Source organism: Streptomyces sp. NPDC046876 (assembly GCF_040645035.1).
In the GTDB taxonomy this organism is placed as follows: domain Bacteria; phylum Actinomycetota; class Actinomycetes; order Streptomycetales; family Streptomycetaceae; genus Streptomyces.
Genome location: NZ_JBEYXK010000024.1, coordinates 1 through 24106, shown reverse-complemented (window position 1 = coordinate 24106; position 24106 = coordinate 1). Strand labels below are relative to the sequence as shown.

General features: G+C 73.7%; 23 protein-coding genes and 2 tRNA genes. 8 read left to right on the top strand and 17 right to left on the bottom strand.

Features of this window, described 5'->3' with window-relative positions:
• Window positions 1–12 precede the first annotated feature (12 nt).
• The 6 genes from pdxT to pgsA form a co-directional block, all read right to left on the bottom strand.
• Window positions 13–606, bottom strand: coding sequence for a pyridoxal 5'-phosphate synthase glutaminase subunit PdxT (gene pdxT, locus ABZ924_RS15935; RefSeq protein ID WP_361909049.1), 594 nt, complete (start codon window positions 604–606; stop codon window positions 13–15).
• A 13-nt stretch (window positions 607–619) separates the two neighbouring features.
• Window positions 620–1531 (bottom strand): pyridoxal 5'-phosphate synthase lyase subunit PdxS, encoded by a 912-nt coding sequence (gene pdxS, locus ABZ924_RS15930; protein WP_361909046.1) that lies wholly within the window; start codon window positions 1529–1531, stop codon window positions 620–622.
• Window positions 1532–1692: 161 nt separating this feature from the next.
• Window positions 1693–2232, bottom strand: coding sequence for a hypothetical protein (locus tag ABZ924_RS15925; protein WP_361909044.1), 540 nt, complete (start codon window positions 2230–2232; stop codon window positions 1693–1695).
• Window positions 2233–2662: 430 nt separating this feature from the next.
• Window positions 2663–3832: a glycosyltransferase family 4 protein gene (locus ABZ924_RS15920; protein ID WP_361909041.1), complete on the bottom strand. Its 1170-nt coding sequence runs from the start codon at window positions 3830–3832 to the stop codon at window positions 2663–2665.
• Window positions 3829–4734 (bottom strand): phosphatidylinositol mannoside acyltransferase, encoded by a 906-nt coding sequence (locus tag ABZ924_RS15915; protein ID WP_361909038.1) that lies wholly within the window; start codon window positions 4732–4734, stop codon window positions 3829–3831. The genes ABZ924_RS15920 and ABZ924_RS15915 overlap by 4 nt, the downstream gene beginning before the upstream one ends.
• Complete coding sequence (pgsA, locus tag ABZ924_RS15910; RefSeq protein WP_361909035.1) at window positions 4734–5399, bottom strand: phosphatidylinositol phosphate synthase; 666 nt, start codon at window positions 5397–5399, stop codon at window positions 4734–4736. Before pgsA ends, ABZ924_RS15915 begins: the two co-directional genes overlap by 1 nt.
• A 253-nt stretch (window positions 5400–5652) precedes the next feature.
• On the opposite strand from pgsA, the gene ABZ924_RS15905 reads away from it, so the two are divergent.
• Window positions 5653–7857: an elongation factor G-like protein EF-G2 gene (locus tag ABZ924_RS15905; RefSeq protein WP_361909032.1), complete on the top strand. Its 2205-nt coding sequence runs from the start codon at window positions 5653–5655 to the stop codon at window positions 7855–7857.
• Between the two features lie 149 nt (window positions 7858–8006).
• Complete coding sequence (locus tag ABZ924_RS15900) at window positions 8007–9671, top strand: hypothetical protein (protein WP_361909029.1); 1665 nt, start codon at window positions 8007–8009, stop codon at window positions 9669–9671.
• A 92-nt stretch (window positions 9672–9763) separates the two neighbouring features.
• On the opposite strand, the gene ABZ924_RS15895 is transcribed toward ABZ924_RS15900, so the two are convergent.
• Both ABZ924_RS15895 and thrS read right to left on the bottom strand, forming a co-directional pair.
• Window positions 9764–10324 (bottom strand): HIT domain-containing protein, encoded by a 561-nt coding sequence (locus ABZ924_RS15895; RefSeq protein WP_361909026.1) that lies wholly within the window; start codon window positions 10322–10324, stop codon window positions 9764–9766.
• A gap of 83 nt (window positions 10325–10407) precedes the next feature.
• Entirely contained in the window at window positions 10408–12384 is a 1977-nt protein-coding gene (gene thrS, locus ABZ924_RS15890; protein ID WP_361909024.1) for a threonine--tRNA ligase, read from the bottom strand.
• Window positions 12385–12572: 188 nt separating this feature from the next.
• Between thrS and ABZ924_RS15885 the strand changes: the two genes are divergently transcribed.
• Entirely contained in the window at window positions 12573–13070 is a 498-nt protein-coding gene (locus ABZ924_RS15885; RefSeq protein ID WP_361909021.1) for a GNAT family N-acetyltransferase, read from the top strand.
• 14 nt (window positions 13071–13084) lie between these two features.
• Here the strand turns inward: ABZ924_RS15885 and ABZ924_RS15880 are convergent, their stop codons facing one another.
• Together ABZ924_RS15880 and ABZ924_RS15875 are read right to left on the bottom strand one after the other, a co-directional pair.
• Entirely contained in the window at window positions 13085–14347 is a 1263-nt protein-coding gene (locus ABZ924_RS15880) for a hypothetical protein (RefSeq protein ID WP_361909018.1), read from the bottom strand.
• Window positions 14347–14943 (bottom strand): DUF4365 domain-containing protein, encoded by a 597-nt coding sequence (locus ABZ924_RS15875; RefSeq protein ID WP_361909015.1) that lies wholly within the window; start codon window positions 14941–14943, stop codon window positions 14347–14349. The genes ABZ924_RS15880 and ABZ924_RS15875 overlap by 1 nt, the downstream gene beginning before the upstream one ends.
• Before the next feature lie 229 nt (window positions 14944–15172).
• On the opposite strand from ABZ924_RS15875, the gene ABZ924_RS15870 reads away from it, so the two are divergent.
• On the top strand, window positions 15173–15898 hold the full coding sequence (locus ABZ924_RS15870; RefSeq protein ID WP_361909012.1) for a 3'-5' exonuclease: 726 nt from the start codon (window positions 15173–15175) through the stop codon (window positions 15896–15898).
• Window positions 15899–15958: 60 nt separating this feature from the next.
• On the opposite strand, the gene ABZ924_RS15865 is transcribed toward ABZ924_RS15870, so the two are convergent.
• Together ABZ924_RS15865 and ABZ924_RS15860 are read right to left on the bottom strand one after the other, a co-directional pair.
• A tRNA-Val gene (locus tag ABZ924_RS15865) sits at window positions 15959–16030 on the bottom strand.
• Window positions 16031–16069: 39 nt separating this feature from the next.
• Window positions 16070–16549, bottom strand: coding sequence for an SRPBCC family protein (locus ABZ924_RS15860; protein WP_361909009.1), 480 nt, complete (start codon window positions 16547–16549; stop codon window positions 16070–16072).
• Between the two features lie 82 nt (window positions 16550–16631).
• On the opposite strand from ABZ924_RS15860, the gene ABZ924_RS15855 reads away from it, so the two are divergent.
• Window positions 16632–19118, top strand: a complete 2487-nt coding sequence (locus ABZ924_RS15855; RefSeq protein ID WP_361909006.1) for a hypothetical protein — start codon at window positions 16632–16634, stop codon at window positions 19116–19118.
• A 98-nt stretch (window positions 19119–19216) separates the two neighbouring features.
• On the opposite strand, the gene ABZ924_RS15850 is transcribed toward ABZ924_RS15855, so the two are convergent.
• Window positions 19217–19288: transfer RNA gene (locus ABZ924_RS15850), tRNA-Val, on the bottom strand.
• Between the two features lie 70 nt (window positions 19289–19358).
• Window positions 19359–19817, bottom strand: coding sequence for a TIGR02611 family protein (locus tag ABZ924_RS15845; protein ID WP_361909003.1), 459 nt, complete (start codon window positions 19815–19817; stop codon window positions 19359–19361).
• 177 nt (window positions 19818–19994) lie between these two features.
• Here ABZ924_RS15845 and ABZ924_RS15840 point away from each other — a divergent pair, with 177 nt between their 5' ends.
• Both ABZ924_RS15840 and ABZ924_RS15835 read left to right on the top strand, forming a co-directional pair.
• Complete coding sequence (locus ABZ924_RS15840; RefSeq protein WP_030011909.1) at window positions 19995–20408, top strand: SsgA family sporulation/cell division regulator; 414 nt, start codon at window positions 19995–19997, stop codon at window positions 20406–20408.
• 297 nt (window positions 20409–20705) lie between these two features.
• Window positions 20706–21326, top strand: coding sequence for a CGNR zinc finger domain-containing protein (locus ABZ924_RS15835; protein ID WP_361909001.1), 621 nt, complete (start codon window positions 20706–20708; stop codon window positions 21324–21326).
• Here ABZ924_RS15835 and ABZ924_RS15830 read toward each other — a convergent pair.
• Window positions 21267–21446 carry a hypothetical protein gene (locus tag ABZ924_RS15830; protein ID WP_361908998.1) on the bottom strand — a complete coding sequence of 60 codons (180 nt, stop codon included), beginning with the start codon at window positions 21444–21446 and terminating at the stop codon, window positions 21267–21269. The two genes, ABZ924_RS15835 and ABZ924_RS15830, sit on opposite strands and share 60 nt — an antisense overlap.
• Before the next feature lie 134 nt (window positions 21447–21580).
• Window positions 21581–22033, bottom strand: a complete 453-nt coding sequence (locus tag ABZ924_RS15825; RefSeq protein ID WP_361908995.1) for a hypothetical protein — start codon at window positions 22031–22033, stop codon at window positions 21581–21583.
• Between the two features lie 191 nt (window positions 22034–22224).
• Here ABZ924_RS15825 and ABZ924_RS15820 point away from each other — a divergent pair, with 191 nt between their 5' ends.
• Window positions 22225–22728, top strand: coding sequence for a DsbA family protein (locus ABZ924_RS15820; protein ID WP_361908992.1), 504 nt, complete (start codon window positions 22225–22227; stop codon window positions 22726–22728).
• Window positions 22729–22748: 20 nt separating this feature from the next.
• Here ABZ924_RS15820 and ABZ924_RS15815 read toward each other — a convergent pair whose 3' ends face one another.
• Window positions 22749–23573: a GNAT family N-acetyltransferase gene (locus ABZ924_RS15815; protein WP_361908989.1), complete on the bottom strand. Its 825-nt coding sequence runs from the start codon at window positions 23571–23573 to the stop codon at window positions 22749–22751.
• Window positions 23574–24106: the final 533 nt, after the last annotated feature.

Genomic DNA, 24106 nt, shown 5'->3' with positions numbered 1-24106 from the left:
ACCGGGCGCCGATCAGCGCCCCGCGCGCACCATGTCGACGAAGTAGGCGTGCACGCGGTCGTCGCCGGTCAGTTCGGGGTGGAACGACGTGGCCAGCACGTTGCCCTGGCGCACGGCGACGGTGTGGCCGTCGTACGTGGCGAGCACCTGGGCGTCGGCGCCGACGGACTCGACCCACGGGGCACGGATGAAGACGCCCTCGACGGGGCCGCCTTCGATGCCGGCGAACTCGATCGCGGCCTCGAAGGACTCGTTCTGGCGGCCGAAGGCGTTGCGGCGGACGATCATGTCGATGCCGCCGAGCGTCTCCTGGTCCTCACGGCCGTCGAGCAGCTTGTCGGCGAGCATGATCATGCCGGCGCAGGTGCCGTAGACCGGCATGCCGGTCCGGACGCGCTCGCGCAGCGGCTCCAGCATGCCGAACAGGACGGCGAGCTTCGACATGGTCGTCGACTCGCCGCCGGGGATCACCAGGGCGTCGACCTCGGCGAGCTCCTCGGGGCGCCGGACCGGCCTGGCCACGGCGTCCGCCGAGGCCAGGGCGATCAGGTGCTCCCGTACGTCGCCCTGGAGGGCCAGGACACCGATGACGGGGGGGTTGTTCATGGGAAGCAGTGCCTTACCAGCCGCGGTTGGCGTAGCGCTCGGCCTCGGGCAGGGTGTCGCAGTTGATGCCGACCATGGCCTCGCCCAGGTTGCGGGAGGCGTCCGCGATGATCTTCGGGTCGTCGAAGAAGGTGGTGGCCTTCACGATGGCGGCGGCGCGCTTGGCCGGGTCGCCCGACTTGAAGATGCCGGAGCCGACGAAGACGCCCTCGGCGCCGAGCTGGCGCATCAGCGCGGCGTCGGCCGGGGTGGCGACGCCACCGGCGGAGAACAGCACGACCGGGAGCTTGCCGAGCTCGGCGACCTCCTTGACGAGCTCGTACGGGGCGCGCAGCTCCTTGGCGGCGGCGTACAGCTCGTTGTGGTCCAGGGCGCGCAGCTGGCCGATCTCGTTCTTGATCTGGCGCAGGTGGCGGACGGCCTCGACGACGTTGCCGGTGCCGGCCTCGCCCTTGGAGCGGATCATGGCCGCGCCCTCGGCGATGCGGCGCAGGGCTTCGCCCAGGTTGGTGGCACCGCAGACGAAGGGGGTGGTGAACGCCCACTTGTCGGAGTGGTTGATCTCGTCGGCCGGGGTCAGGACCTCGGACTCGTCGATGTAGTCGACGCCGAGGGACTGCAGCACCTGGGCCTCGACGAAGTGGCCGATGCGGGACTTGGCCATCACCGGGATGGAGACCGCGTCGATGATCTCCTCGATCATGTTCGGGTCGGACATGCGGGCCACGCCGCCGTCCTTGCGGATGTCCGCGGGCACCCGCTCCAGGGCCATGACGGCCACGGCGCCGGCGTCCTCGGCGATCTTGGCCTGCTCGGCGTTGACCACGTCCATGATCACGCCGCCCTTGAGCTGCTCGGCCATGCCGCGCTTGACGCGGGCGGTGCCGATCTCGGGGGTCTGCGGGGTGGAGGGAAGCGTGCTCACGGATGACCTCACTCGAAGGAAAGAAGGCTGCTGCGGGGGTCCCGCAGGGGTGCTGCGGTGATGCTGCGGTAATGCTCCGCCGAGCAAACCCTCCCCGAGCAGTCCACCGCAAGGGCCAATGAGGAGCCGGTGGCTCCTTCCGACTTGGCCAATGGGTACAACTACGGCCGGTCGGCGAGGTCCGCCGGGGGCTCGTCGTCCATCTCGAACGCGAGCGGGAACGGGGCGTGGCCGGCCAGGCGGAACCAGCGGACCTTGCGGTGCCGGCGCAGGGCGCGGGCCGCCCGTACGGCGTCGTTGTGGAACCGCCGGGCCATCGGCACCCGGCGCACGGCCGCCGCCAGCTCCTCGGCGGCCGCCTCGCCGCCGGGGGCCGCCTTGATCACCTCCACCTGGGCGGCGTCGGCGAACACGGCGCGCAGCGCCTGGCTGAGCTCGCTCTCGGCGACCTCGCGGTGCTCCTCGTCGGCTTGGCGGGCCGCATGCGCGGCCTCGTACAGCACGATGGAGGACGCCGGGTCGAGCGCGCCGGAGGTGGCCACCTCCAGCACCACCGAGGCGCGGCGCACGAGCTGTGCGTCGAGGGCCGCCCGGGCGGCGTCCATCCGGGTGTGCAGCCGGTCGAGACGTCCGGCCGTCCAGCTGAGGTAGACGCCGATCACGGCGAGGAGCAGGGCGGTCCAGACAAGGGTTTCGATCACGGCCCGCGACTCTACCGTTCGGGGCGGCGCCGGTCGGGTTCGGCCTGGTATCCCGGGCTCCGCCCCGGACCCCGCGCCTCAAACGCCGGCGAGGCTGGTTCGCCGACTCCGCGGCGTTCAAGCGCACCAGGCGCGAAGCGCAGTGACACCGGGATTCACCGCACCGAGCGCGAAGCGCGGGAAACCGGGATTCACCGCACCGGGCGCGAAGCGCACGGAAACCGGGGACCACCCGCACGAAACAGCGCGTGCCGGCCAAAAACCAGCCCGCGCGGCGATTGAGCGCACCGGGCGCGAAGCGCACGGAAACCGGGAACCGCCCGCACCCAACCGCACGGACGGGCCCGTAAAACCAGCCCGCGCGGCGATTGAGCGCAACCGGCGCGGAGCGCGCGGAAACCGGGTCCGGCGGGGGCCGGAGCCGGGGGCGTCAGTGGGAGGGGTCGCGGGCGAAGCCCAGGCGGGTGCGGAGCGGGACGCGCTCATCGGTGGCGACCGCACTCGCGCCGTCCGTCACCGTCTCGTACACCGCGAGGATGTCCGCCCCGACCGTCGACCAGTCGAAGCGCCGCACGTGCGCGGAGCCGCGCGCGCTGAGCTCCGCGCGCCGGGCCGGATCCCGCAGCAGCTTCACCGCGGCCGCGGCCAGCGCATCGGCGTCCTCGTTGGCGAAGAGCTCGCCCGCCGCCCCCTGGTCCAGGACCTGCGCGAACGCGTCCAGGTCGGAGGCGAGCACCGGGGCCCCGGCCGAGAGGGCCTCGACCAGGATGATGCCGAAGCTCTCGCCCCCGGTGTTGGGGGCCACGTACACGTCGACGCTGCGCAGCAGCCTGGCCTTGTCCTCGTCGGAGACCATCCCGAGGAACTCCACCCGCGAGCGCAGCTCCTCGGGCAGGGAGGCCACCGCCTCCTCCTCGTCCCCGCGGCCGGCGACGAGGAGCCGTACCTCCGGGCACTCCCGTGCGATCCGCGGGAAGGCCGCCATCAGCACCGGCAGGCCCTTGCGCGGCTCGTCGATGCGGCCGATGAAGCCCAGGGTCTGCCCGCCCCACTCGGCCTTCGGTTCGGCGGAGGCGAAGAAGTCCACGTCGACGCCGTTGGGGATGACCACCGCGTCGCCGCCCAGGTGCTCCACCAGCGTGCGCCGCGCGTACTCGCTGACCGCGATGCGGGCGCTGATCTTCTCCAGGGCCGGCTGGAGGATCGGGTACGCCGCGATCATCGCCCGCGAGCGCGGGTTCGAGGTGTGGAACGTCGCCACGATCGGGCCCTGCGCCGCCCAGCAGGACAGCAGCCCCAGCGAGGGCGAGGCCGGCTCGTGGATGTGGATCACGTCGAAGACGCCGTCGTGCAGCCAGCGCCGCACCCGCGCCGCGGACAGCAGGCCGAAGTTCAGCCGGGCCACCGACCCGTTGTACGGCACCGGCACGGCCCGCCCCGCCGAGACCACGTACGGCGGCAGCGGGGTCTCGTCGTCCGCCGGGGCCAGCACCGACACCTCGTGCCCGAGGCGGATCAGGTGCTCGGCGAGGTCCCGGATGTGGAACTGGACGCCGCCGGGGACGTCCCACGAGTACGGGCAGACAATGCCGATCTTCACGCGGAGCGCTCCTCGAGGTCGTCCAGCCACAGCCGCTGGAGCATGTGCCAGTCCTGCGGGTGCTCGGCGATGCCCCTGGCGAAGGCATCAGCCACCGCCTGGGTCATGGCGGCCGTCTTCTCGGCCCGCGTCCCGGTCCCGGGGACCTCCACCTCGGGGTGGATGCGTCCGTACAGCTTCGGGGTGTCCCCGTAGTACAGGGTCACGGGCAGCAGCGCCGCGCCCGTCTGCTGCGCGAGCAGCGCCGGCCCGGCGGGCATCCGCGCCGTCGCGCCGAAGAACTCCACCTCGACGCCGGAGGACGACAGGTCCCGGTCGGCGACCAGGCAGATCAGTCCGCCGGAGCGCAGCCGGCGCGCCAGCGTCCCGAACGCGGCCCCGCCGCTGTGCGGCAGCACCTCCATGCCCAGGCTCTCGCGGTAGGCGACGAACCGGTCGTACAGGGATTCGGGCTTGAGCCGCTCGGCAACGGTGGTGAACGGCACGCCCAGGTGCCCGGTGACCCAGGCCCCGGCCAGGTCCCAGTTGGCCAGGTGGGGCAGGGCCACGATCACGCCGCGCCCGGAGGCGACGGCGTCGAGCAGGATGTGGTCGTCCTTTATGGCGACGTCCGTGCCGAAGCGCTTCGGGTCCATCGCCGGGAGCCGGAAGGACTCCATCCAGTACCGCATGTACGAGCGCATGCCGGCCCGCGACAGCTCGCGCAGCTCCTCGGGGCCCGCCTGCGGCACGACCCTGGCCAGGTTCGACTCCAGCCGCAGCACGCTCTTGCCGCGCCGCCGCCACGCCGTGTCCGCGATCCGGCGGCCGAGGGCCACCGCGGCCGGCTCGGGCAGCTTCTTCACGCCGGCCCAGCCGAGCCCGTACAGGCCGTCGACCAGCCGGTCCTGGAGCGCCCCCATCAGGCCGCGCCCGATTCGGAGGCCGCGGCCGCCGCGTCGGCCTCGGCCGCTTCCCGGCGCACGGTGACCACCCGCTGGATCAGCGTGACGAGCGAGCCGGCCGCCACCAGCCACAGCGCGATCGGCAGCAGCACCCCGATCCAGGAGGGCACGCCGAAGGTCTGCAGGCCCGACAGGCCGGCCGCGACGAGCGTGACCACCAGCCGCTCCGCGCGCTCCACGAGCCCGTTGACGGCCACCGGCAGGCCGATCGATTCTCCGCGCGCCTTGGTGTAGGACACCACCTGGCCGCTGGCCAGGCAGAAGATCGCCACCGCGCACAGCACGTTGTCGTGGCCGGAGCCCGCGTACCAGAGCGCGAGCCCGCCGAAGATCGCCGCGTCGGCGACCCGGTCCAGGGTGGAGTCCAGGAAGGCGCCCCAGCGGCTGGAGACCCCGGCCTGGCGGGCCATGTTCCCGTCCACCAGGTCGGAGAAGACGAACAGCGTGATGGTGATCGTGCCCCAGAAGAACTCGCCCCGGGGGAAGAAGACGAGCGCTCCGGCCACCACGCCGGCCGTGCCGATCAGCGTGACCGCGTCCGGGCTCACCCCCCGCCGGAGGAGAAAAGCGGCGAATGGCGTGAGAACACGCGTGAAGAACGCACGCGCGTACTTGTTCAGCATGGCCTTCCCGGAGGGTCGCTGGGCCGTACGGCCCCATCGGCCACCGGCTGGCCCATCGTAGCCAGGGCCCCGGTCCCGCATACCCGCGCACCCACCGGTTCACGCCGGGCAATCGGCCGGCCGCCGCCGCGCCGCTCCCCGGCCATGCACGGGAGGGCCGCGGGTATTACGTATGGACGCAGTGTGACGCCGGTGCAAAGCTCGAAGAACGCCGATCACCCTCCTCACCGTCACACCGGGAGGCACGAGCATCATGGGAGCCACATCACAGCAAGCCGGAGCCGCCGGCAGGGCACTGACGGCCGACCGCCCCTCGTCCGTACGCAACGTCGTGCTGGTCGGCCACAGCGGAGCCGGCAAGACCACCCTCGTCGAGGCCCTCGCCCTGACCGCGGGGGCGGTCAACCGCGCGGGCCGCGTCGAGGACGGCGCCACCGTCTCCGACTACGACGACATCGAGCACCGCCAGCAGCGGTCCGTACAGCTCTCCCTCGTCCCCGTCGAATGGGACGGGGTCAAGATCAACATACTGGACACCCCCGGATACGCCGATTTCGTCGGCGAACTCAGGGCCGGCCTGCGCGCCGCCGACGCGGCCCTCTTCGTCGTCTCCGCCTCCGACGGCATCGACGGCGCCACCCGCATGGTCTGGGACGAATGCGAGGCCGTCGGCATGCCCCGGGCCATCGTCGTCACCCATTTGGAGGCAGCCCGCGCCGACTACTCCCAGATGACCACCGTGTGCGGCGAGACCTTCGGCGCGGACGACCCCGACGCCGTCATCCCCCTGTACCTGCCGCTCCACGGCCCCGTCGGACCCGACGGCCACGCCCCCGTGATCGGCCTGCTCGGGCTGCTCTCCCAGCGCGTGTACGACTACACCTCCGGCGAGCGCGTCGAACGCGACCCCCGGCCCGACGAGCTCGAGCTCATCACCGGGGCCCGCTCCCGCCTCATCGAGGGGATCATCGCCGAGAGCGAGGACGAGACCCTCATGGACCGCTACCTCGGCGGCGAGGACATCGACCTCAAGACCCTCGTCGACGACCTGGAGCGCGCCGTCGCCCGCGGCACCTTCCACCCCGTCCTCATGGCGGCCCCCGCCGCCGACGGCGCCCGCCAGGGGCTCGGCACCGTCGAACTCCTCGAACTGATCACCGGCGGCTTCCCCACCCCCCTCGAACACGCCCCCGTCGCCGTGACCACCCCCGACGGCGCCGAGCGCCCCGACGTCACCTGCGACCCGGACGGCCCCCTCGTCGCCGAGGTCGTCAAGACCTCCTCCGACCCCTACGTCGGCCGCGTCTCCCTCGTCCGCGTCTTCTCCGGCACCCTCCGCCCCGAGGAGACCGTCCACGTCAGCGGCCACGGCCTGACCGACCGCGGCCACGAGGATCACGACGTCGACGAGCGCATCGGCGCCCTCTCCTCCCCCTTCGGCAAACAGCAGCGCCCCCTGACCCGCGTCATCGCCGGCGACCTGGCCTGCGTGGCCAAGCTCAGCCGCGCCGAGACCGGCGACACCCTCTCCGCCAAGGACCGGCCGCTGCTCATGGAGCCCTGGCCGATGCCCGACCCGCTGCTCCCCCTCGCCATCGAGGCCCACAGCAAGGCCGACGAGGACAAGCTCTCCCAGGGCCTGGCCCGCCTCGTCGCCGAGGACCCCACCATGCGCCTGGAGCAGAACCCGCAGACCCACCAGCTCGTCCTGTGGTCCCTCGGCGAGGCCCACCAGGACGTCGCCCTCGAACGCCTGCGCACCCGCTACGGCGTCCAGGTCGACCCCGTCCCCCACAAGGTGAGCCTGCGCGAGACCTTCGCCACCAAGGCCTCCGGCCGCGGCCGGCACGTCAAGCAGTCCGGCGGCCACGGCCAGTTCGCCATCTGCGAGATCGAGGTCGAACCGCTCCCGCCCGGCAGCGGCATCGAATTCGTCGACAAGGTCGTCGGCGGCGCCGTCCCCCGCCAGTTCATCCCCTCCGTCGAGAAGGGCGTACGCGCCCAGGCCGCCCGCGGCGTCGCCGCCGGCTACCCCCTCGTCGACGTGCGCATCACCCTCCTCGACGGCAAGGCCCACTCCGTCGACTCCTCCGACGCCGCGTTCCAGACCGCCGGCGCCCTCGCCCTGCGCGAAGCCGCCGCCGAGGCCCGCATCCACCTCCTCGAACCCGTCGCCGAGCTCGGCGTCCTCGTCCCCGACGAGTACGTCGGCCCCGTCATGAGCGATCTCGCCGGCCGCCGCGGCCGCGTCATCGGCACCGAACCGGCCGGCCCCGGCCGCACCTGGATCCGCGCCGAGAGCCCCGAGATCGAGATCGGCCGGTACGCCATCGACCTGCGCTCCGTCTCCCACGGCACCGGCACCTTCACCCGCACCTACGCCCGCCACGAACCGATGCCGCCGCACGTGGCCGAGAAGGTGCGCGAACAGCTCGAGAAGGGAAGCTCTCTGACATAGCGCCAGGGCGCCGCCCACCCCGACCTGCTTGCGGTGGGCGGCATTTCCCTGTCCCATCACCATGGGGCGAGATACGCCGATAGGCTCATCGGCGCGGCAAAACAGCACAACGCACAGCGATGGGGGCACCGGTGGGGATGGGGGCAGTGGTGGCGGACGACGGATTCGACTTCAGGCCCGGGGCGCAGATCCCGCTCCAGGGGGGCAGCGGCCAGACCGGGGCGACCAACGCGCTCGCCTCGGCGGCCTATCGCGACGGCGCGAAGGACACCAAGCTGTCCGCCATACTCGGCGCCAACAACGAGTACCACTCCTCCACCGTCAAACCCCCCAAGATCTCCCTCTTCGAGCCGAACTTCGGCGAGGCCTTCTGCCGGGCCGTGGAGGCCCGCACCCTGCCCGCGGCGCGCAAACCGATGATCCAGTCCTTCGGCGCCGACCCCCAGACCGTCGTCGAGCACTGCCTGGCCGCCTCCCACATCCGCAAGGAGCGCGACCGCAAGCTCCGCCTGATCATGCTCGTCGCCGGCGTGGTGTTCCTGCCCGGCCTGCTGCTGTGGCTGGGCCTGTTCCAGCTGCGCAAGACCCTGACCGGCAACGAGAAGTACGCCTCCTGGGTCAGCACCCTCGTCCTCGTCGGCGTCGCCGTCGTCGCGGCCGTGCTGATGTTCCGCCTGCCCTTCGACGGCTTCCTCGGCCTCTACCTGCGCGGCATGATCATCGCCCCGGCCGTCGGCTGGGGCCTGGCCCGCCGCATCTGCGAGAACACCGCCGAGGACCTGCGCGCCCGCTGGGACGGCCTCCTCTCCGGCGACGGCGTCGGCGCCAAGATCCCCGAGGCCGTGCCCGGCAACCCCGACGAGAAGGCCCGCGAGGACCTGCGCCACTCCCTCGCCAAACTCACCGCCGAGAACCGCAGCAACGCCGTCTTCTACGCCGGCCCCAAGGGCATCCTCGGCATGGGCACCCGCTGGGGCAGCTGGCAGCTCGCCGAGGAGCTCGTCCCCAAGGTCGAGGGCATGGAGATCCACCCGTTCCGCAGCTGGGACGTCATACGGGCCATCGACACCGAGCTGCGCAAGCTGGAGCGCGGGCCCCTGCACACCGGCGGCTTCCCGCCCGCCTCCGTCCAGCACTGGATCGTCACCCACGTCGGCGAAAAGGCCGCCGAGGTGGCCCGCCCCTCCGGCGCCGACGTGGACACCTTCCTCGTCAAACCGCACGAGGTCACCCGGATCTGCAACGAGCAGCAGTTCAACGGCGGCAACCGGCACTACCTCGGCATCCAGTACCCGCTGTGGGACGGCCAGCTCGTGATCACGATGCTCGTCACCGTCACCGTCCTGTACAAGACCCTGCGCATCGAGGTCACCGGCCACGCGCTGGGCCCGCTGGGCGGCCCGTTCGGCGACAAGTCCAAGCCGCCGACGGTCGAGGTCCCCAAGTCCGTAAGGTTCTGGGAGACTGTGGAGCGCCCGCTCCCGCTGGTCGACGCCCAGGAGGTCGTCCGCCTCGCCGTCCGCTCCTCGCTGAGCTGGTACCCGCCGCTGCTGGACTTCCTCGGCGGCAAGCTGGTCCTGCCCGAGCCCTTCGGCCTGCGCCACGTCTGGGCCGGGCAGCCCTGGCGCAACCGCTTCATGGCCGACGACGCCATGCGCGCAGCCACCCCGGTCCTGCGGGCGGTCCACGCCGCCGCGATGCGGGTGCTCGACGAGAACGGCGTCGACACCGAGCGCTTCACCAACCGCTCGATGATCGTCAGCGGCCTCGTCCAGGACGCGGCCCCGCGCAAGGCGGACGTGTACGACGCGTAGCCGGAGGCGGACAGCAGAAGCGGGAGGCGGCCCCGAGGCCGCCTCCCGCTTCGTTGTCCCACCGGCTCGCGCGATCCTCCCGCGATCGACGACTAGTCCGAGGGCCAGGCGTCGGCCAGCATCTGGCGGGTGTCGGCGAGGAGCTGGGGCAGGACCTTGGTGTGTCCCACGACCGGCATGAAGTTCGTGTCCCCGCCCCAGCGCGGCACGATGTGCTGGTGGAGGTGGGCGGCGATGCCGGCGCCGGCCGCCGAGCCCTGGTTCATGCCGATGTTGAAACCGTGCGCGCCCGACGCCTTGCGCAGCGCCACCATCGCGCGCTTCGTCAGGTCGGCGAGCTCGACCGTCTCGTTGGTGTCCAGCTCGGTGTAGTCGGCGACGTGCCGGTACGGGACGACCATCAGGTGACCGCCGTTGTACGGGTAGAGGTTCAGCACCGCGTACACGTGCTTGCCCCGGGCCACGACCAGGCCGTCGCGGTCCGACATCTCCGGAATTCCGCAGAAGGGACAGCCGTCCCCGGCATCCGGCCCGGTCGGCTTGTTCTCCCCTTGGATGTACGCCATCCGGTGGGGCGTCCACAGGCGCTGGAACGAGTCCTGCGTCCCGACGCCATTCTGCTGCTCCGGCTGAGTCGTCATGGGAAGCAGCATATGACCTTGGCAGCAGGTACGAGGAAGGCCCCCGGGAAGTGATCACTTCCCGGGGGCCGAGCCCCGCGCGTGCGGGGAGCGGGTCACACCTGGACGCGGCGCTCCACCACGTCGGCGAGCTTCGCCAGCGCCGCGTCACGCGGGATGCCGTTCTCCTGCGAGCCGTCGCGGTAGCGGAAGGAGACGGTGCCCGCGGCCATGTCCTCGTCACCGACGATGATCATGAACGGGACCTTCTGCTTCTGCCAGGTCCGGATCTTCTTCTGCATGCGGTCGGAGGAGGCGTCCACCTCGAGCCGCAGGCCCTTCTTCTTCGCCTCGGCGGCGAACTCCTGCAGGTACTCGACGTGCCCGTCGCCGATCGGGATGCCGACGGCCTGGACGGGGGCCAGCCACGGCGGCATGGCGCCCGCGTAGTGCTCCAGCAGCACGGCGAAGAACCGCTCGATCGAGCCGAACAGCGCGCGGTGGATCATGACCGGGCGCTGGCGGGAGCCGTCCGCCGCGGTGTACTCCAGGTTGAACCGCTCCGGCAGGTTGAAGTCGAGCTGGACGGTCGACATCTGCCAGGTCCGGCCGATCGCGTCACGGCACTGGACGGAGATCTTCGGGCCGTAGAACGCGGCGCCGCCCGGGTCCGGGACCAGCGGCAGGCCCTGCTTCTCGGCGACCTGGCGCAGGGTCTCGGTGGCCTCTTCCCAGATCTCGTCCGAGCCGACGAACTTCTCCGGGTCCTTGGTCGACAGCTCCAGGTAGAAGTCGGTCAGACCGTAGTCGCGGAGCAGGTTCAGCACGAAGGTCAGGGTGCGGTCGAGCTCCTCCGCCATCTGCTCCTTGGTGCAGTAGATGTGCGCGTCGTCCTGGGTGAAGCCGCGCGAGCGGGTCAGGCCGTGCACGACGCCCGACTTCTCGTACCGGTACACGGTGCCGAACTCGAACAGGCGCAGCGGCAGCTCACGGTAGGAGCGCCCGCGGGCGTCGAAGATCAGGTTGTGCATCGGGCAGTTCATGGGCTTGAGGTAGTAGTCGGTACCACCGTCGAGCTGCATGGGGGGGTACATGCCCTCCGCGTACCAGTCCAGGTGGCCGCTCTTCTCGAAGAGCGCGCCCTTGGTGGCGTGCGGGGTGTAGACGAACTCGTAGCCCTCTTCCTCGTGCCGCTTGCGGCTGTAGTCCTCCATGGTGCGGCGGATGATGCCGCCCTTGGGGTGGAAGACGGCGAGGCCGGAGCCGATCTCGTCCTGCACGGAGAAGAGGTCGAGCTCGGTGCCGAGCTTGCGGTGGTCGCGCTTCTCGGCCTCGACGAGGAAGTCGAGGTGGGCCTTCAGCTCGTCCTTCGACGGCCAGGCGGTGCCGTAGATGCGCTGGAGCATCGGGTTCTTCTCGCTGCCGCGCCAGTAGGCGGCAGCGTTGCGCATCAGCTTGAACGCCGGGATGTTCCGGGTGGTGGGCAGGTGGGGACCGCGGCAGAGGTCCTTCCAGCACAGGTCGCCGGTCTTGGCGTCGAGGTTGTCGTAGATGGTCAGCTCACCGCCGCCCACCTCGACGTTGGCGCCGTCGTCGGTCGACGCGGAGCCCTTGATGCCGATGAGCTCGAGCTTGTACGGCTCGTTCGCCAGCTCCTCGCGGGCCTCCTCGTCGGTGACGACGCGGCGGGCGAAGCGCTGGCCGCGCTTCTGGATCTCCTGCATCTTCTTCTCGATGGCCTTGAGGTCATCGGGGGTGAAGGGCTTCGCGACGTCGAAGTCGTAGTAGAAGCCGTCCCGGACCGGCGGGCCGATGCCCAGCTTGGCCTCGGGGAAGAGCTCCTGCACGGCCTGGGCCATGACGTGCGCGGTGGAGTGGCGCAGGATGTCGAGGCCGTCCGGGGAGGAGATCTCCACGGGCTCGACGGCCTCGCCGTCCTGGACGACGTACGAGAGGTCCTTGAGCTCGCCGGCGACGCGGGCGGCGATGACGGTGCGGTCGTCGGCGAAGAGGTCGGCCGCCGTAGTGCCCGTGGTCACCACGCGCTCGTCCCGCTCGGAATCGCGTTGGATGATCACACGGACGTCTGACACCGGTCTCTCCTGACTCAGGGAACGTGCAGCGAACGCTGCGCGTCTGAATCGTACCGAGCCGAGCGGCTGCGCCGCTAAACGGTTAACGCCGGGGTCCCGACCGGTGGCTCGGGCGGCGGCCCCGGTAGCGTGGCGGTTCCGTCCCGTCCCCCGTCCCCCGTGCACGGAAGGCAGCCGTGGTGCCGAGCATGCCCGTAGAGCCCCTGGACCTGGCCGACGACGCCACCGCTGCCGCCGTGCACCGCGTCGGGCGGGCCGCGTACGCGGTGGAGGCCGAGCTGATCGGCTTCGACGGGATCCCCGCGCTGCGCGAGAGCCTGGCCGAGATGCGCGAGCGGCCGCTGCGGTGGCTCGGCATCCGCGGCGGGGGCGGGGGCGAGAGCGGGGAGGACGGCGGCCTCGCCGGGTTCCTGGCCTGGGAGGAGGCGGCGGACGGCACGGTGTGCGTGGACCGGCTCTGCGTGGACCCGGCATGGTTCCGCAAGGGCGTCGCCTCGCAGCTGCTGCGCGCCCTGCTGGCCGGCGCCCCCGCCGACCGCCCGGTCACGGTGACCACCGGCGCGGCGAACGCCCCGGCGGTGGCGCTGTACGAGCGCCTCGGCTTCACCCGGGGCGAGGACTTCTCCCCCGCCCCCGGCCTCGCCATGGCCTCCTTCACCCTGGCCCCGCGCGCACCGCGCGCGTAGCAGCCGGGGCCGTCCTAGTCGTCGGCGGGCAGGGCATCCGCCGGGTCGAGGGCTTCGTCCATCGTCTTCCTCAGGCGGTCCCGCTCGACCTCGTCCAGCGGTACGGGGGCCACCTCGACGACCTCGGTGAGCCGGCGGAAGCCGCCCCGGCGCTGGAGCTGCCCGCTCACCCGGATCGGTACGCCCGCCAGGTGGGCGTGGCCCGCCACCCGGTAGGCCGCCTCGTCCAGCACGGCCTTGGCGTACGTGACGTCCGCGCCGGACAGCACCCGCAACCGGACCACCCCGCCCACCGCGGACGTGGTACGGCGCATCCGGACCACCGTCCCGACGACCTGCACCGGGACCGACGGCTCGTCCACGGTGTAGCGGGCCGAAGCCTCCCGCAGGGCCGGCAGGTCGCCGGGGGAGAACTCCACCGGCTCGGGCCGGGCCGCGCACCCGGCGGGGGCCCCGGCGGCCGGCGCCCAGGCCAGCGCGATGCGGGCGCCCTCGGATCCGCGGACCAGCGCGATCAGCGCGTCGGCGAGCTCCCGGCTGACCCCGGCCTGCACGGCGGTGTCGAAGGCCTCCATGCCGCCCGTGGCGCGCCGGTAGTCCACGGCGTCGCGGGCGGCGGCGAGGGCGTGGTGCAGGCGCGCGACGGTGCCCCGGCCCCCGGTGACGGGCACGTAGGCGGTGAGCTCGCGCCCGCCGGGGCACGGCCCGACCAGGACCCCGTCCAGGGCGCGTTCGGCGTACGCGCGGTGCCGGGTGCCGTGGTACCCGGCCGGGGCCCGGTCGGCGAGGGCGCCGGCCATCAGCAGCTGCCGGGCCGCCGCGTGCAGCTGCTCCTGCACCGTCCAGATCCGGCCGCCCCAGGACCCGTACGGACCCTGCGGGTTCAGCGGGATCTCCCGCTCCCAGCGGACCTCGTCGCTGGGCACGCTCAGTCCGTAGAGCACCTCGTGGGCGGAGGGATGCGTGCTGCGGGCGAGGGCGGTCAGGGCCTCGTCGAGCAGGTCGGTGCAGTCCGGGAAGGCTCGGCTCTCCGGGACGAGCAGGCTGGTGCCGGCGCCGCCCGCCGGACCGGTCGCGGGTCCGGTCGCCGGCGGGGTCCAGCGCCCGTAGCGGCCGGCGGGGCCGCCGCGGCGCTGCCAGCCGTGCCGGTGCAGCAGGGCGCCCAGCACGGCCGGGTCGACGCGGGCCGGGTCCGGGACCCCCGGGCCGGCGGGTTCCCCGTACCCCGCGCCCGCCGGGGCGGCCAGGGGTAGGGGGTGCGGCGGGTACTGGCGCATCAGGGTGTCCCTCCCGACCCGACCCGGGTCATGATCTCGCACAGCGCGCGGTCGTCGAAGATCCGTGTGGTGGGGATCCGGACGGTGGTCCGGCGCCGGCCGGTCACGGGGTGCCCGGCGAGGTTGGTCCAGTAGCAGCAGTGCCGCAGGGCGAGCCGGTCGTGCCCGGCGTCCAGCCACCGGTCGCGCTCGCGCGGGACGAGCATGACCACGAGGATCTTGTGGACCGCGACCGGGGTGCGGGCCAGCTTCAGCAGGTGCTCGTTGTCCAGGGTGAAGGCGAAGGTGGGTCCGGCGGGCTCGGGCGGGACCTGGTAGGTCGCCTTCAACTGCACCTTGATGGTGACCTCGTCGTCGACGACGTGCTCGGGAGCACCGTGGCTGACCTGCCAGTCGATGCCGTTGTCCGGAAAGGGCTGGGACAGCGAGCAGCCGGCCGCGGCGGCGACGGCGTGCAGGTATCCCACCTGGAGGGTCTCCATACAGGCGGTGGTGGCGAGGTTGCCGCGCAGGGGTGCGCCCTGCGGCTCGCCGCCGCGTGGCGTACCGGTCTGTTCCTGCAGCACCCCGCCCGGTTCGGGCTGCGTGAGCGCCATGGCCGGCTCCCCGTGCCTCGTGCTGTGCGGGCTGTGCCGAATGGGAGTGCGAATGGTGGGTGGCGGGGTGACGGCCGGTCATGTGTGCGGTCCCCCAGGGATGTTGTCTCCGTACCGGAGCGGCCGCAAACGGCGTACAGCGCAAACAGGCCGGGTATCACGGATTCGGGCAGGGGCGGCGAGCGTCAGGAGTGCGCCCCATCTGCCGATCGGGGACGAGGAGTTCGCCATGACGCGCTGGTACGAGGGCCCGCTGGCCGCTTTCGACACGGAGACGACCGGGGTGGACGTGGAGCAGGACCGCATCGTGTCCGCCGCTCTCGTCGTGCAGGAATGCGCGGGCGGCCGGGTCCGCTCGACGCGCTGGCTGGTCAATCCGGGGGTTCCGGTGCCCCAGGAGGCCACGGAAGTGCACGGTCTGACGGACGAGTACCTCCAGCACAACGGCCGGTGGCCCGCGCCGGTCGTGGAGGAGATAGCCCGCGCGCTCGTGGAGCAGCAGGTGGCGGGCCGTCCGGTGGTGGTGATGAACGCGCCGTTCGATCTGACGCTGCTGGACCGGGAGTTGCGCCGGCACCGGGCGTCGACGCTGGCCCGGTACCTGGACGACCGGCCGCTGACGGTGCTGGACCCACGGGTGCTGGACAAGCACCTGGACCGGTACCGCAAGGGCCGCCGGACGCTGACCGACCTGTGCGCGCACTACGGGATAGAGCTTGACGGGGCACATGACGCGGCGGCGGACGCACTGGCCTCGCTGGAGGTCGTCCGGGCGGTGGGGCGGCGGTTCGCGGGCCGGCTGGAGCGGCTGACTCCGGCCGAGCTGCACACGCTCCAGGCGGTGTGGCACGCGGCGCAGGCGCGCGGGCTGCAGGCGTGGTTCGCCCGGCAGGGGACGCCGGAGGCGGTGGATCCGCACTGGCCGCTGCGGCCGGAGGTGCAGGCGGCGGCCTGAGGCCGAATGCCCGGGAATGCGGAAGGCCGGTCCGTCGTACGACGGACCGGCCTCTCCCGGTGGGCGATACTGGGATCGAACCAGTGACCCCTTCGGTGTGAACGAAGTGCTCTCCCGCTGAGCTAATCGCCCGGGAACGCACTGAACAATACAAGAGGCACGGGGTCAGGTTCAAACCGCTTCCGGCGGGGCCGCCAGGCGGGCGGCGAGAGCGCGCCGCCCGGCCCGCATCATCAGGGCGTGGTTGAGCCGGAACAGCGGCCGCCCGGGCAGCGACAGCAGCCGCAGCAGCGGCCGGCGCATCTCGACCTCCTGCTCGTACAGCGCCCGGGTCCGTGGGGCGCCGGGCCCCGGGCGCCGGCGTACCGTCCAGCGGGCCCAGCCCTCGAGGTCGCCGTGGAGCGCGGCCTCCAGGATCCCGCGGGCGGGGTCGCGCAGCAGTTCCACGGCCGTGATGTGCAGCTCGTACGGAAGCACGGAGCGGATCCGCGCCGCGTTGCTCCCGGGGATGCCGGGCGGGCCGGAGCTGCGGACCTGCGGCCACCAGCTCGGGTACTGCTCGGCCTGTTCGAGCACGGCGTAGACGCGGTCGGGCGGGGCGTCGAGGTCCCAGATGCTGCGGAAGCGGTACCGGTGCCGGCTGCGGTCCATGGATCCAGTGTGCGTACTCAGGGCGGATCTGAGTACGGGCGCGCATGGCCTCGCGCGGGTGACCGGCGCCACACTCCGGAGCATGGACATGCCTCTGCCGCCGGCCCAGGAGCTGGCGCTCATCGACCGGGAGCTGGCTCAACTCGACGCCCGGCGCGGCTATCTGCTGGCCCGTCGGCAGTGGCTGCTGCAGGTGCCGGCGGCCGGGACCGGGTGGATCGTGCCGGCTCCGGGGGCCGGGCGGGCGCGGGAGGCGTCGGCGCCGGGTGCGCAGAACGTGCTGCTGACGTTGGGGGCGGTGCTGCTGGCGGTGGCCGCTCTGGCGTTCACCCTGGTCAGCTGGGGCTCCCTCGGGATCGCCGGTCGTTCGGCGGTGCTGGCGGTGGTGACGGCCGCGGCGCTCGGGGCTCCGGCGCTGCTGCTGCGGCGCGGGCTGCGGTCGACGGCCGAGTCGGTGGCGGCGCTGGGCCTGCTGCTGACGGTGCTGGACGCGTACGCCCTGCACGCGGTCGCCGCTGCGCAGACGGACGGGCTCGGGTACGCGGCCGGCTCGGCCGCGGTGCTGGCGGCGGCCTGGGCCGGGTACGGCCGGCTGCTGCGGGGCCTGGCCGTCCCTGCCGTCGGGGCGGTGGCGGCGGTGCAGCTCCCGCTGCTGCTGGCGGCGCTGGCCGCGCAGGCGGAGCCGGTGGGGCTGGGCTGGGCGCTGCTGGCGACGGCGGCCCTGGACGGCGTTCTCGCCGGGTTCGGGGCGGGGCTGGGGGCGCGGGCGGCGCGGTGTGCGCCGGTGGTGTGGGCCCTGGGCGCGGTCTGGGGGGTGGGGGCACTGCTGACCGCCGTCGCGGAGCTGGCCGCGGCCGGTTCGGCGGGGGCGGCCGCGGGTGCGGCGCTGCTGGCGGCGGCCTGTGCCGGGCTGGGCGTGGCCGTGGCGTGGCGGGTGCCCGGTGCATGGCCCGCCGCGGCGGCGGGCGGCCTGGCGGCGGTGGCGGCGCTCGGCGGGCCGGTCCGGCCGGAGCTGCCCGGGGCGTGGCCGGTGGTGGCGTGGGTGCTGCTGGCGCTGCCGCTGCTGGGGGCGGCTTCGGCGGGGGCGCTCCCGGGCGGGGTGCGGCGCGGGCTGGGTCTGGCAGGGGCGGGAGTGGCCGGTGCGGCCGCGGCGTGGGGGCTGGCCGTGGCGGGGGCGGCGGCCCTGTCGCGGGCGGCGGTGCTGGGCGAGGTCTGGGCGGCGACGAGCCCGGCGGAGGCGTACGGGCCGGGGGCGGCGGCCGTGGTGTGCCTGCTGATCGCGGCGGGGGCCGCCCGGTGGGCGGTACGGCTGCTGCCCGGGCGGCGGGGGCCCGGGGCGGACTCCCCGGCGTCGGCTGTCGGCGGAGCCGACGGGGCTGTCGGCGGAGCCGACGGGGCTGCCGACGGGGCTGCGGGGGCCGCGGAGACCGCGGGGGCCGCGGGGGGCGGCCCGGCCGTCGGAGCCGTGGGGGCCTTGGCGGTGGTGTGCGGCTGGGCCGGGTTGTTCACGGCCCCGCTCGGGCACGGGCTGCCTGTCGCCGTGGTCCTCGCGGCGCAGCTGGCGGTGACTGCGGGGGCCGCGGTGGGCGCGCTGCGGTGGGCGGGCCGCCCGGGGTCCGCGGCCGCGGTGTGCGCGGCGCTGGGGGCGGTGGACGTGTCCGTGGCCGCGCTGGACGGCCGTCTCGCCACCTTCGCGGTGTTCGGGCTGCTGGGCGGGGCGTGCGCGGCGGTGGCGGCGCAGCGGGGGGCCGCGTCGGCCGTGCGGGCGGGCGCGGCGGTGCTCGTCGTCGGGTACGCGGCGGCGACGGCTGCTGCGCTGGCCGCGGTGGCCGGCCTGGCGGTGGCCTGGTGGTCGCTGCCGCTGCTGGCGGTGGCGGCCGCCGCGGCGGTGCCGGGGCCGCGGCTGGGGGCCGTACGGGTCGCGGCGGAGGCGGCCGGGGCTGCGGTGGCCGGGCTCGCGCTGCTGGTGGCCGCCGCCGCGGGCGAGCCGCCGCTCCTGGCGCTGGTGTGTGCGCTGGCCGGCGTGGTGTGCGCGGGCGCGGCGCTGCGGGCCGACCGGCGCGCCCTCGGCTGGGCGGCCGCCGTGCTGGGTGTGGCGGCGGCGTGGATCAGGCTGTGGGCGTCCGGGGTGGCGGTGGTGGAGGCGTACACCCTGCCCGTGACGGTGGCGGCCCTGGCGGTGGGCCTCCTGCGCCGCCGCACCAACCACGCCGCCTCGTCCTGGGTGGCGTACGGTCCGGGGCTCGCCGCGACCCTGCTGCCGAGCCTGGTCGCCGCCTGGGAGGACCCGCACTGGCTGCGGCCGCTGCTGCTGGGGCTGGCGTCGCTCGGAGTGACGCTGGCCGGTGCGGGGCGGCGGCTGCAGGCGCCGCTCCTGCTGGGCGGCGGCTGCCTGGCGGCGGTGGCGCTGCACGAGCTGGCGCCGTACGTGGTGCAGGTGGCGGGGATGCTGCCGCGCTGGGTGCCGCCGGCGCTGGCGGGGCTGCTGCTCCTGGCGGTGGGCGCCACGTACGAGCGGCGGCTGCGCGACGTGCGCCGGCTCAGGAAGGCCCTCGGCCGGCTGGGGTGAGGGACGTGGGGGCCGGGCCCGTACGGCCGAGGGGGCCGACGGGCACCAACGCCGAGGGGCCCGGAGACGGTGAACGTCTCCGGGCCCCTCGGTCCGGGTGGGCGATACTGGGATCGAACCAGTGACCCCTTCGGTGTGAACGAAGTGCTCTCCCGCTGAGCTAATCGCCCGGGCACACCGCAAACATTACCCCATGTCAGCGGTGCTCCATGACCACCGGCTGCGACCACCGGCTGCCGCTCACTGGTCCTTGATGTTCCACGGCATGGTCATGCCGTACTTCCACACGTAGAAACCGACCAGCGCGGCCGCGACGACGAGCCCCACCGTGGTGAGGATGATGTTGCGTCGGCGGACCTTGGGGTCCAGCGCCTTCTGGGCCGCCTCGGTGACCTTGCGCTTGGTCCAGCGCAGGACGAGCGACGCCCAGGCGAACTCGGTGGCCCAGATCGCGAGGCCCGCGAAGATCGCGACCCAGCCGGGGCCGGGCAGGACCAGCATCGCCACGCCCGCACCGATGACGGCGAGGCCGACGACGAAGACGCCGACCTGCCAGCTGAGGTGCAGGGTGCGGCGCGCCTTGATGAACTCGGGCGCCTTCGATACGTGCGGCGCCTCCTCCGCGGGCTGCGCGGTGGTGTCGTCGGTGTTCTCGCCGGATGCGGACCCCTGGGTCCCGCGGTCACTCCCCGTATTCATGGCCTCGAATCTACCGGAGCCGGAAGCACACGTGAATGGTGGTTTGGATCCGCCGTCCGAGGGACCCAGAGGTCCGCAAAACGGTCAGAGGGGTTTACAACGGCACCGTAGGTGGCATGTCGATTTCGCCGACGTGCGAATCCCCGAGCGCACACTGAGCGAAAGGCCCTGGCGCTTATGAACACCACGGTCAGCTGCGAGCTGCACCTGCGCCTCGTTGTGTCGAGCGAGTCCTCACTGCCTGTTCCCGCGGGCCTGCGGTATGACACGGCCGATCCCTACGCCGTGCACGCCACCTTCCACACCGGCGCCGAGGAGACGGTCGAGTGGGTGTTCGCCCGCGACCTTCTCGCGGAGGGCCTGCACCGGCCCACCGGAACCGGAGACGTCCGCGTCTGGCCGTCCCGCAGCCACGGTCAGGGCGTCGTCTGCATCGCCCTTAGCTCACCGGAGGGAGAAGCCCTGCTCGAGGCACCCGCCCGAGCACTCGAGTCATTCCTCAAGCGGACGGACGCCGCGGTCCCGCCCGGGACCGAGCACCGGCACTTCGACCTGGACAAGGAGCTCTCCCACATCCTGGCCGAAAGCTGAGCCGGATCCGCGGGGAGCACCCCCGGCGCAAGCCGGGTGTCCGCCGGGCACCGTCCGACTCGGGGCGACGGTGCGGGCTGGACGAAAACCACATACGGCACTGCCGGCGCTGTTCTCGCGGAAGCCGCCCGCGAGAACGGCGCCGGCGTGCTGCCGCCCTTGCCCTGCGCCCGTTCCCTGCGCCCGTGCCGTTCGCTCAGGACAGACGCACCTCCCGGCCGGGGCCCGGGACGGCTAGAGTCGGCCACCGGCGGCGGCACCGGCCCGACGCCGCAGGCCCGGCCCCAGGAGCGACCCGTGCAGATCCCCCACGACACCCGTCGCGCGCTCGACGTCGTCGTCGCGCTGGTGAACACCGCGGCCGAGACCGACCAGCCCGACGGCCTGGCGGACGTCGGCTCGCTGCGCGCCTTCGTCCGCGAGTACAAGATCAGCGACGTCGGCGAGCTCGGCGCCCGCGACCTCGCGGGCGTGCGGACCGTCCGCTCCAAGTTCGCCCAGGTCTTCGCGGCGGGCACCTCCCGCACCGCGGCCGGGCTGATCAACGAGCTCGTCGCGACCGCCGGGACCACCCCGCAGCTGACCGACCACGACGGCTACGACTGGCACGTCCACTACTTCGCCCCCGGCGCCTCCCTCGGCGACCACCTCGCCGCGGACGGCGGCATGGCGCTGGCCTTCATCGTGGTCTCCGGCGAGCAGGAGCGGCTGCGCCGCTGCGAGGCCCCCGACTGCGGGCGGGCCTTCGTGGACCTGTCCCGCAACCGCTCGCGGCGCTACTGCGACAGCCGGACCTGCGGGAACCGGCTGCACGTGGCGGCGTACCGGGCCCGGCGCAAGGAGGCCGACGCGGGCCCGTCAGAGCAGGAACAGATCGTGCACGGCGGCGAGCAGCAGCAGGGTGCCGATCACCCCTAGGAAGATCATCAGGGGCGGCTGCGAAAGCGCGAAGAGGCAGCCTCGCGGCTCCTCGGCAACGGGGGCGGGGGCCGGGGCCGGCGCGGGAACCGGCGGCTCACCCTGCGATGTGTCGAGCATGTCGGGGCGATGATGACGCAGGCCGCCCGCGACCGTCCGTCAACACGCCATTACTCGAGCGGCAGTTCACCCCTTCAAGTCATCTTCGGCCCGTATCGGGGGCATCGGCGGCGGAAACCGCCACGGCAGGTTCCTCAGATGCCGTGCTTCTTCAGGATCGCCTCGATGTCGGAGAAGTCGTCCGCGGGCGGGGCCGCGGCGCTCCGGCCGGGGCCGGGCTCGGGACGCCCCTGCAGGGGCTGCGGCGCGGAGCCCGCACCGGCCGCCTCTGCACCCTTGGCGGCCTTGGCGGCCTTGGCGGCCTTCGCCGGCCGCTCCCCCGCGCCGCCGAGCCGGCGCCGCTCGACGGCGCGCGTGACGACCAGCAGCAGCCAGGCCAGCCCGAGCAGCCCGAAGCCCACCCACACGGCCGGCTTGAACACGATCCCGGACACCCACTGCACAACGCCCGTCAGGACGAGGGCGGCCGGCACCAGCGCGTACGCGGCGATCCGCGTGGCCGCGAGGAACCGGCGGCGGTAGGCGGTCACCGCGGCGATGCCCAGGCCGGCCGCGGCCACCGCGGAACATATGGTCTCGGCGAGCATGCGGTACCTCCGGGCAGTGCGGTCGGGATGTTCCGGCGTCTTCGAAGCTCTTCCCATCGTGCACCGCGGGCCACCGCCCGGGCCATGCGCGCGGCCGCAGCGGCGCCGATCTCCGGGAGATCTCGGGGTCGCGCCTCCTCCTGCGGGGGTGGGTTTCGGCGCCGGGGGCCTGCGGCTGGGAGACTGTCCGCATGACCGATTCCGTGATCCTCGACGTCTGGTGCGAACTCCAGTGCCCGGACTGCCACAGCGCCCTGGACGACGTGCGCGCCCTGCGGGCCCGCTACGGCGACCGGCTGGACATCCGGCTGCGCCACTTCCCCCTGGAGAAGCACAAGCACGCCTTCGCCGCGGCGCAGGCCGCCGAGGAGGCGGCGGAGCAGGGGCAGGGCTGGCCGTACGCGGAGGCCGTCCTGGCCCGCACCGCGGAGCTCGCCGAGCGCGGCGAGGCGGTGCTGCTGGACGTGGCCCGGGAACTCGGCCTGGACGCGGACGAGTTCGACACCGCCCTGATCGACGGGCGGCACATCCTGATCGTCGACGCCGACCAGGCCGAGGGCAAGGCGATCGGGGTCACCGGCACGCCGACGTACGTGATCGACGGCGAGCGGCTGGACGGCGGCAAGAGCCAGGAGGGCCTGCGCGCCCGCATCGAGGAGATCGCGGACCGCCTCCTGGCCGCGGACGAGGCCTGACCCCACCCGGCCCGGCCGGCCTAGATCAGATCCTTCCCGTAGTTGAACTGCGTCGGGCGGTAGCCGAGGGACTCGTACAGGCGCAGGGCCGGGGTGTTCCCGGCGAAGACGTGGAGCCCGAGGGTGCGGTGGCCCGCGGCCAGCGCGGTGCGCTCGGCCAGCAGCATCAGCGCGCGGCCGTGGCCGCGGCCGCGGTGCTCCTCGGCGACGGCGACGTCGTAGACGTACGCGCCCCCGCCGGAGGGGGCCACCCAGATGTGGCCGACGACCGCCCCGGCCGCCTCCAGGACGAGGAGGGCGACGCCGGGCGTGTCCGGCCCCTGGGGCAGTTGCCGAGCGTGGTCGGCCTCCGACTTCGCCCGGGCGGCCTCGGCGGGCAGGCCGCGGCGCATCCAGTCCTCCGCGTAGCCGTCGACGGCGCGGACGAGCCAGTCCTCGTACTCGGCCGGGGTCATGGCGCGGCCGGTCGCGCCCTCGGGCAGGGCGGGCGGGGTGTCGGGCAGCTCCTTGACCATGTTCCGGCCGGACTCGGCGTACCCGAGGGCGGCCGCCAGCCGGAGGCCGCCGGCCGACTCGGCGGGTACGGAGGCCTGGACGCGGCGGCAGCCCCAGCCGCGCAGGACCTCCTCGGCGGCGAGCGCCCCGACGGTGGCGCGGCCGCGCCGCCGGTCGGGGGTGTCGACGAAGAGGTCCCGGATCTCGCCCACGGCCGGCCCGAAGGGGGTGTCGCAGGCGAGCAGCAGGGCCCCGACGCGCCTGCTGTTGACCCGGATCTCGTACGGGCGCGACCGCGCGCCCCCGGCGCTCTGCTGAAGCGGCCCGGACGGCCGCAGGGTGGTGGTCATCCCCTGGAACCTACCCACCGCAGAGCCCTTGGCCACAGCCCCACCGGACAACCCCACCACGACCGGCTCCCCCCGGCCCGCCGCCAAGAACCTCCGCCCCCTGTCGAAGCGGCGGGCCGCCACAATCCAGCCCCGCCGGCGTTTGAGGCGCGGGGGCCGCGCCCCCGGAGCGGCGCCGCACCCGACCGAACACCTCCCGCCAAGGCCTCGGCCAAGCCCGAACCCGCCCGTCGACGCCACGGGCCCGCAAACCCAGCCCGCTGGCGCTTGAGGCGCGGTGGCGCGGGGGCAGCGCCCTCGGAGCGGCGCCGCACCCGACCGAACACCTCCCGCCAAGGCCTCGGCCAAGCCCGAACCCGCCCGTCGACGCCACGGGCCCGCAAACCCAGCCCCGCCGGCGCTTGAGGCGCGGTGGCGCGGGGGCAGCGCCCCCGAAAAGGCGCCGCACCCGACCGAACACCTCCCGCCAAGGCCTCGGCCAAGCCCGAACCCGCCCGTCGACGCCACGGGCCCGCAAACCCAGCCCCGCCGGC

Bases quoted from the DNA above. Each gene is read 5' to 3' on its own strand.
- ABZ924_RS15840 (WP_030011909.1), top strand. From the start codon at position 19,995: ATGAACACCACGGTCAGCTGCGAGCTGCACCTGCGCCTCGTTGTGTCG.
- ABZ924_RS15885 (WP_361909021.1), top strand. From the start codon at position 12,573: ATGCCCGTAGAGCCCCTGGACCTGGCCGACGACGCCACCGCTGCCGCC.
- ABZ924_RS15825 (WP_361908995.1), bottom strand. From the start codon at position 22,033: ATGCTCGCCGAGACCATATGTTCCGCGGTGGCCGCGGCCGGCCTGGGC.
- ABZ924_RS15905 (WP_361909032.1), top strand. From the start codon at position 5,653: ATGGGAGCCACATCACAGCAAGCCGGAGCCGCCGGCAGGGCACTGACG.
- ABZ924_RS15875 (WP_361909015.1), bottom strand. From the start codon at position 14,943: ATGGCGCTCACGCAGCCCGAACCGGGCGGGGTGCTGCAGGAACAGACC.
- ABZ924_RS15820 (WP_361908992.1), top strand. From the start codon at position 22,225: ATGACCGATTCCGTGATCCTCGACGTCTGGTGCGAACTCCAGTGCCCG.
- ABZ924_RS15845 (WP_361909003.1), bottom strand. From the start codon at position 19,817: ATGAATACGGGGAGTGACCGCGGGACCCAGGGGTCCGCATCCGGCGAG.
- ABZ924_RS15880 (WP_361909018.1), bottom strand. From the start codon at position 14,347: ATGCGCCAGTACCCGCCGCACCCCCTACCCCTGGCCGCCCCGGCGGGC.
- ABZ924_RS15860 (WP_361909009.1), bottom strand. From the start codon at position 16,549: ATGGACCGCAGCCGGCACCGGTACCGCTTCCGCAGCATCTGGGACCTC.
- ABZ924_RS15830 (WP_361908998.1), bottom strand. From the start codon at position 21,446: ATGCTCGACACATCGCAGGGTGAGCCGCCGGTTCCCGCGCCGGCCCCG.
- ABZ924_RS15855 (WP_361909006.1), top strand. From the start codon at position 16,632: ATGGACATGCCTCTGCCGCCGGCCCAGGAGCTGGCGCTCATCGACCGG.
- pgsA (WP_361909035.1), bottom strand. From the start codon at position 5,399: ATGCTGAACAAGTACGCGCGTGCGTTCTTCACGCGTGTTCTCACGCCA.
- pdxT (WP_361909049.1), bottom strand. From the start codon at position 606: ATGAACAACCCCCCCGTCATCGGTGTCCTGGCCCTCCAGGGCGACGTA.
- ABZ924_RS15815 (WP_361908989.1), bottom strand. From the start codon at position 23,573: ATGACCACCACCCTGCGGCCGTCCGGGCCGCTTCAGCAGAGCGCCGGG.
- ABZ924_RS15870 (WP_361909012.1), top strand. From the start codon at position 15,173: ATGACGCGCTGGTACGAGGGCCCGCTGGCCGCTTTCGACACGGAGACG.
- ABZ924_RS15895 (WP_361909026.1), bottom strand. From the start codon at position 10,324: ATGCTGCTTCCCATGACGACTCAGCCGGAGCAGCAGAATGGCGTCGGG.
- ABZ924_RS15915 (WP_361909038.1), bottom strand. From the start codon at position 4,734: ATGGGGGCGCTCCAGGACCGGCTGGTCGACGGCCTGTACGGGCTCGGC.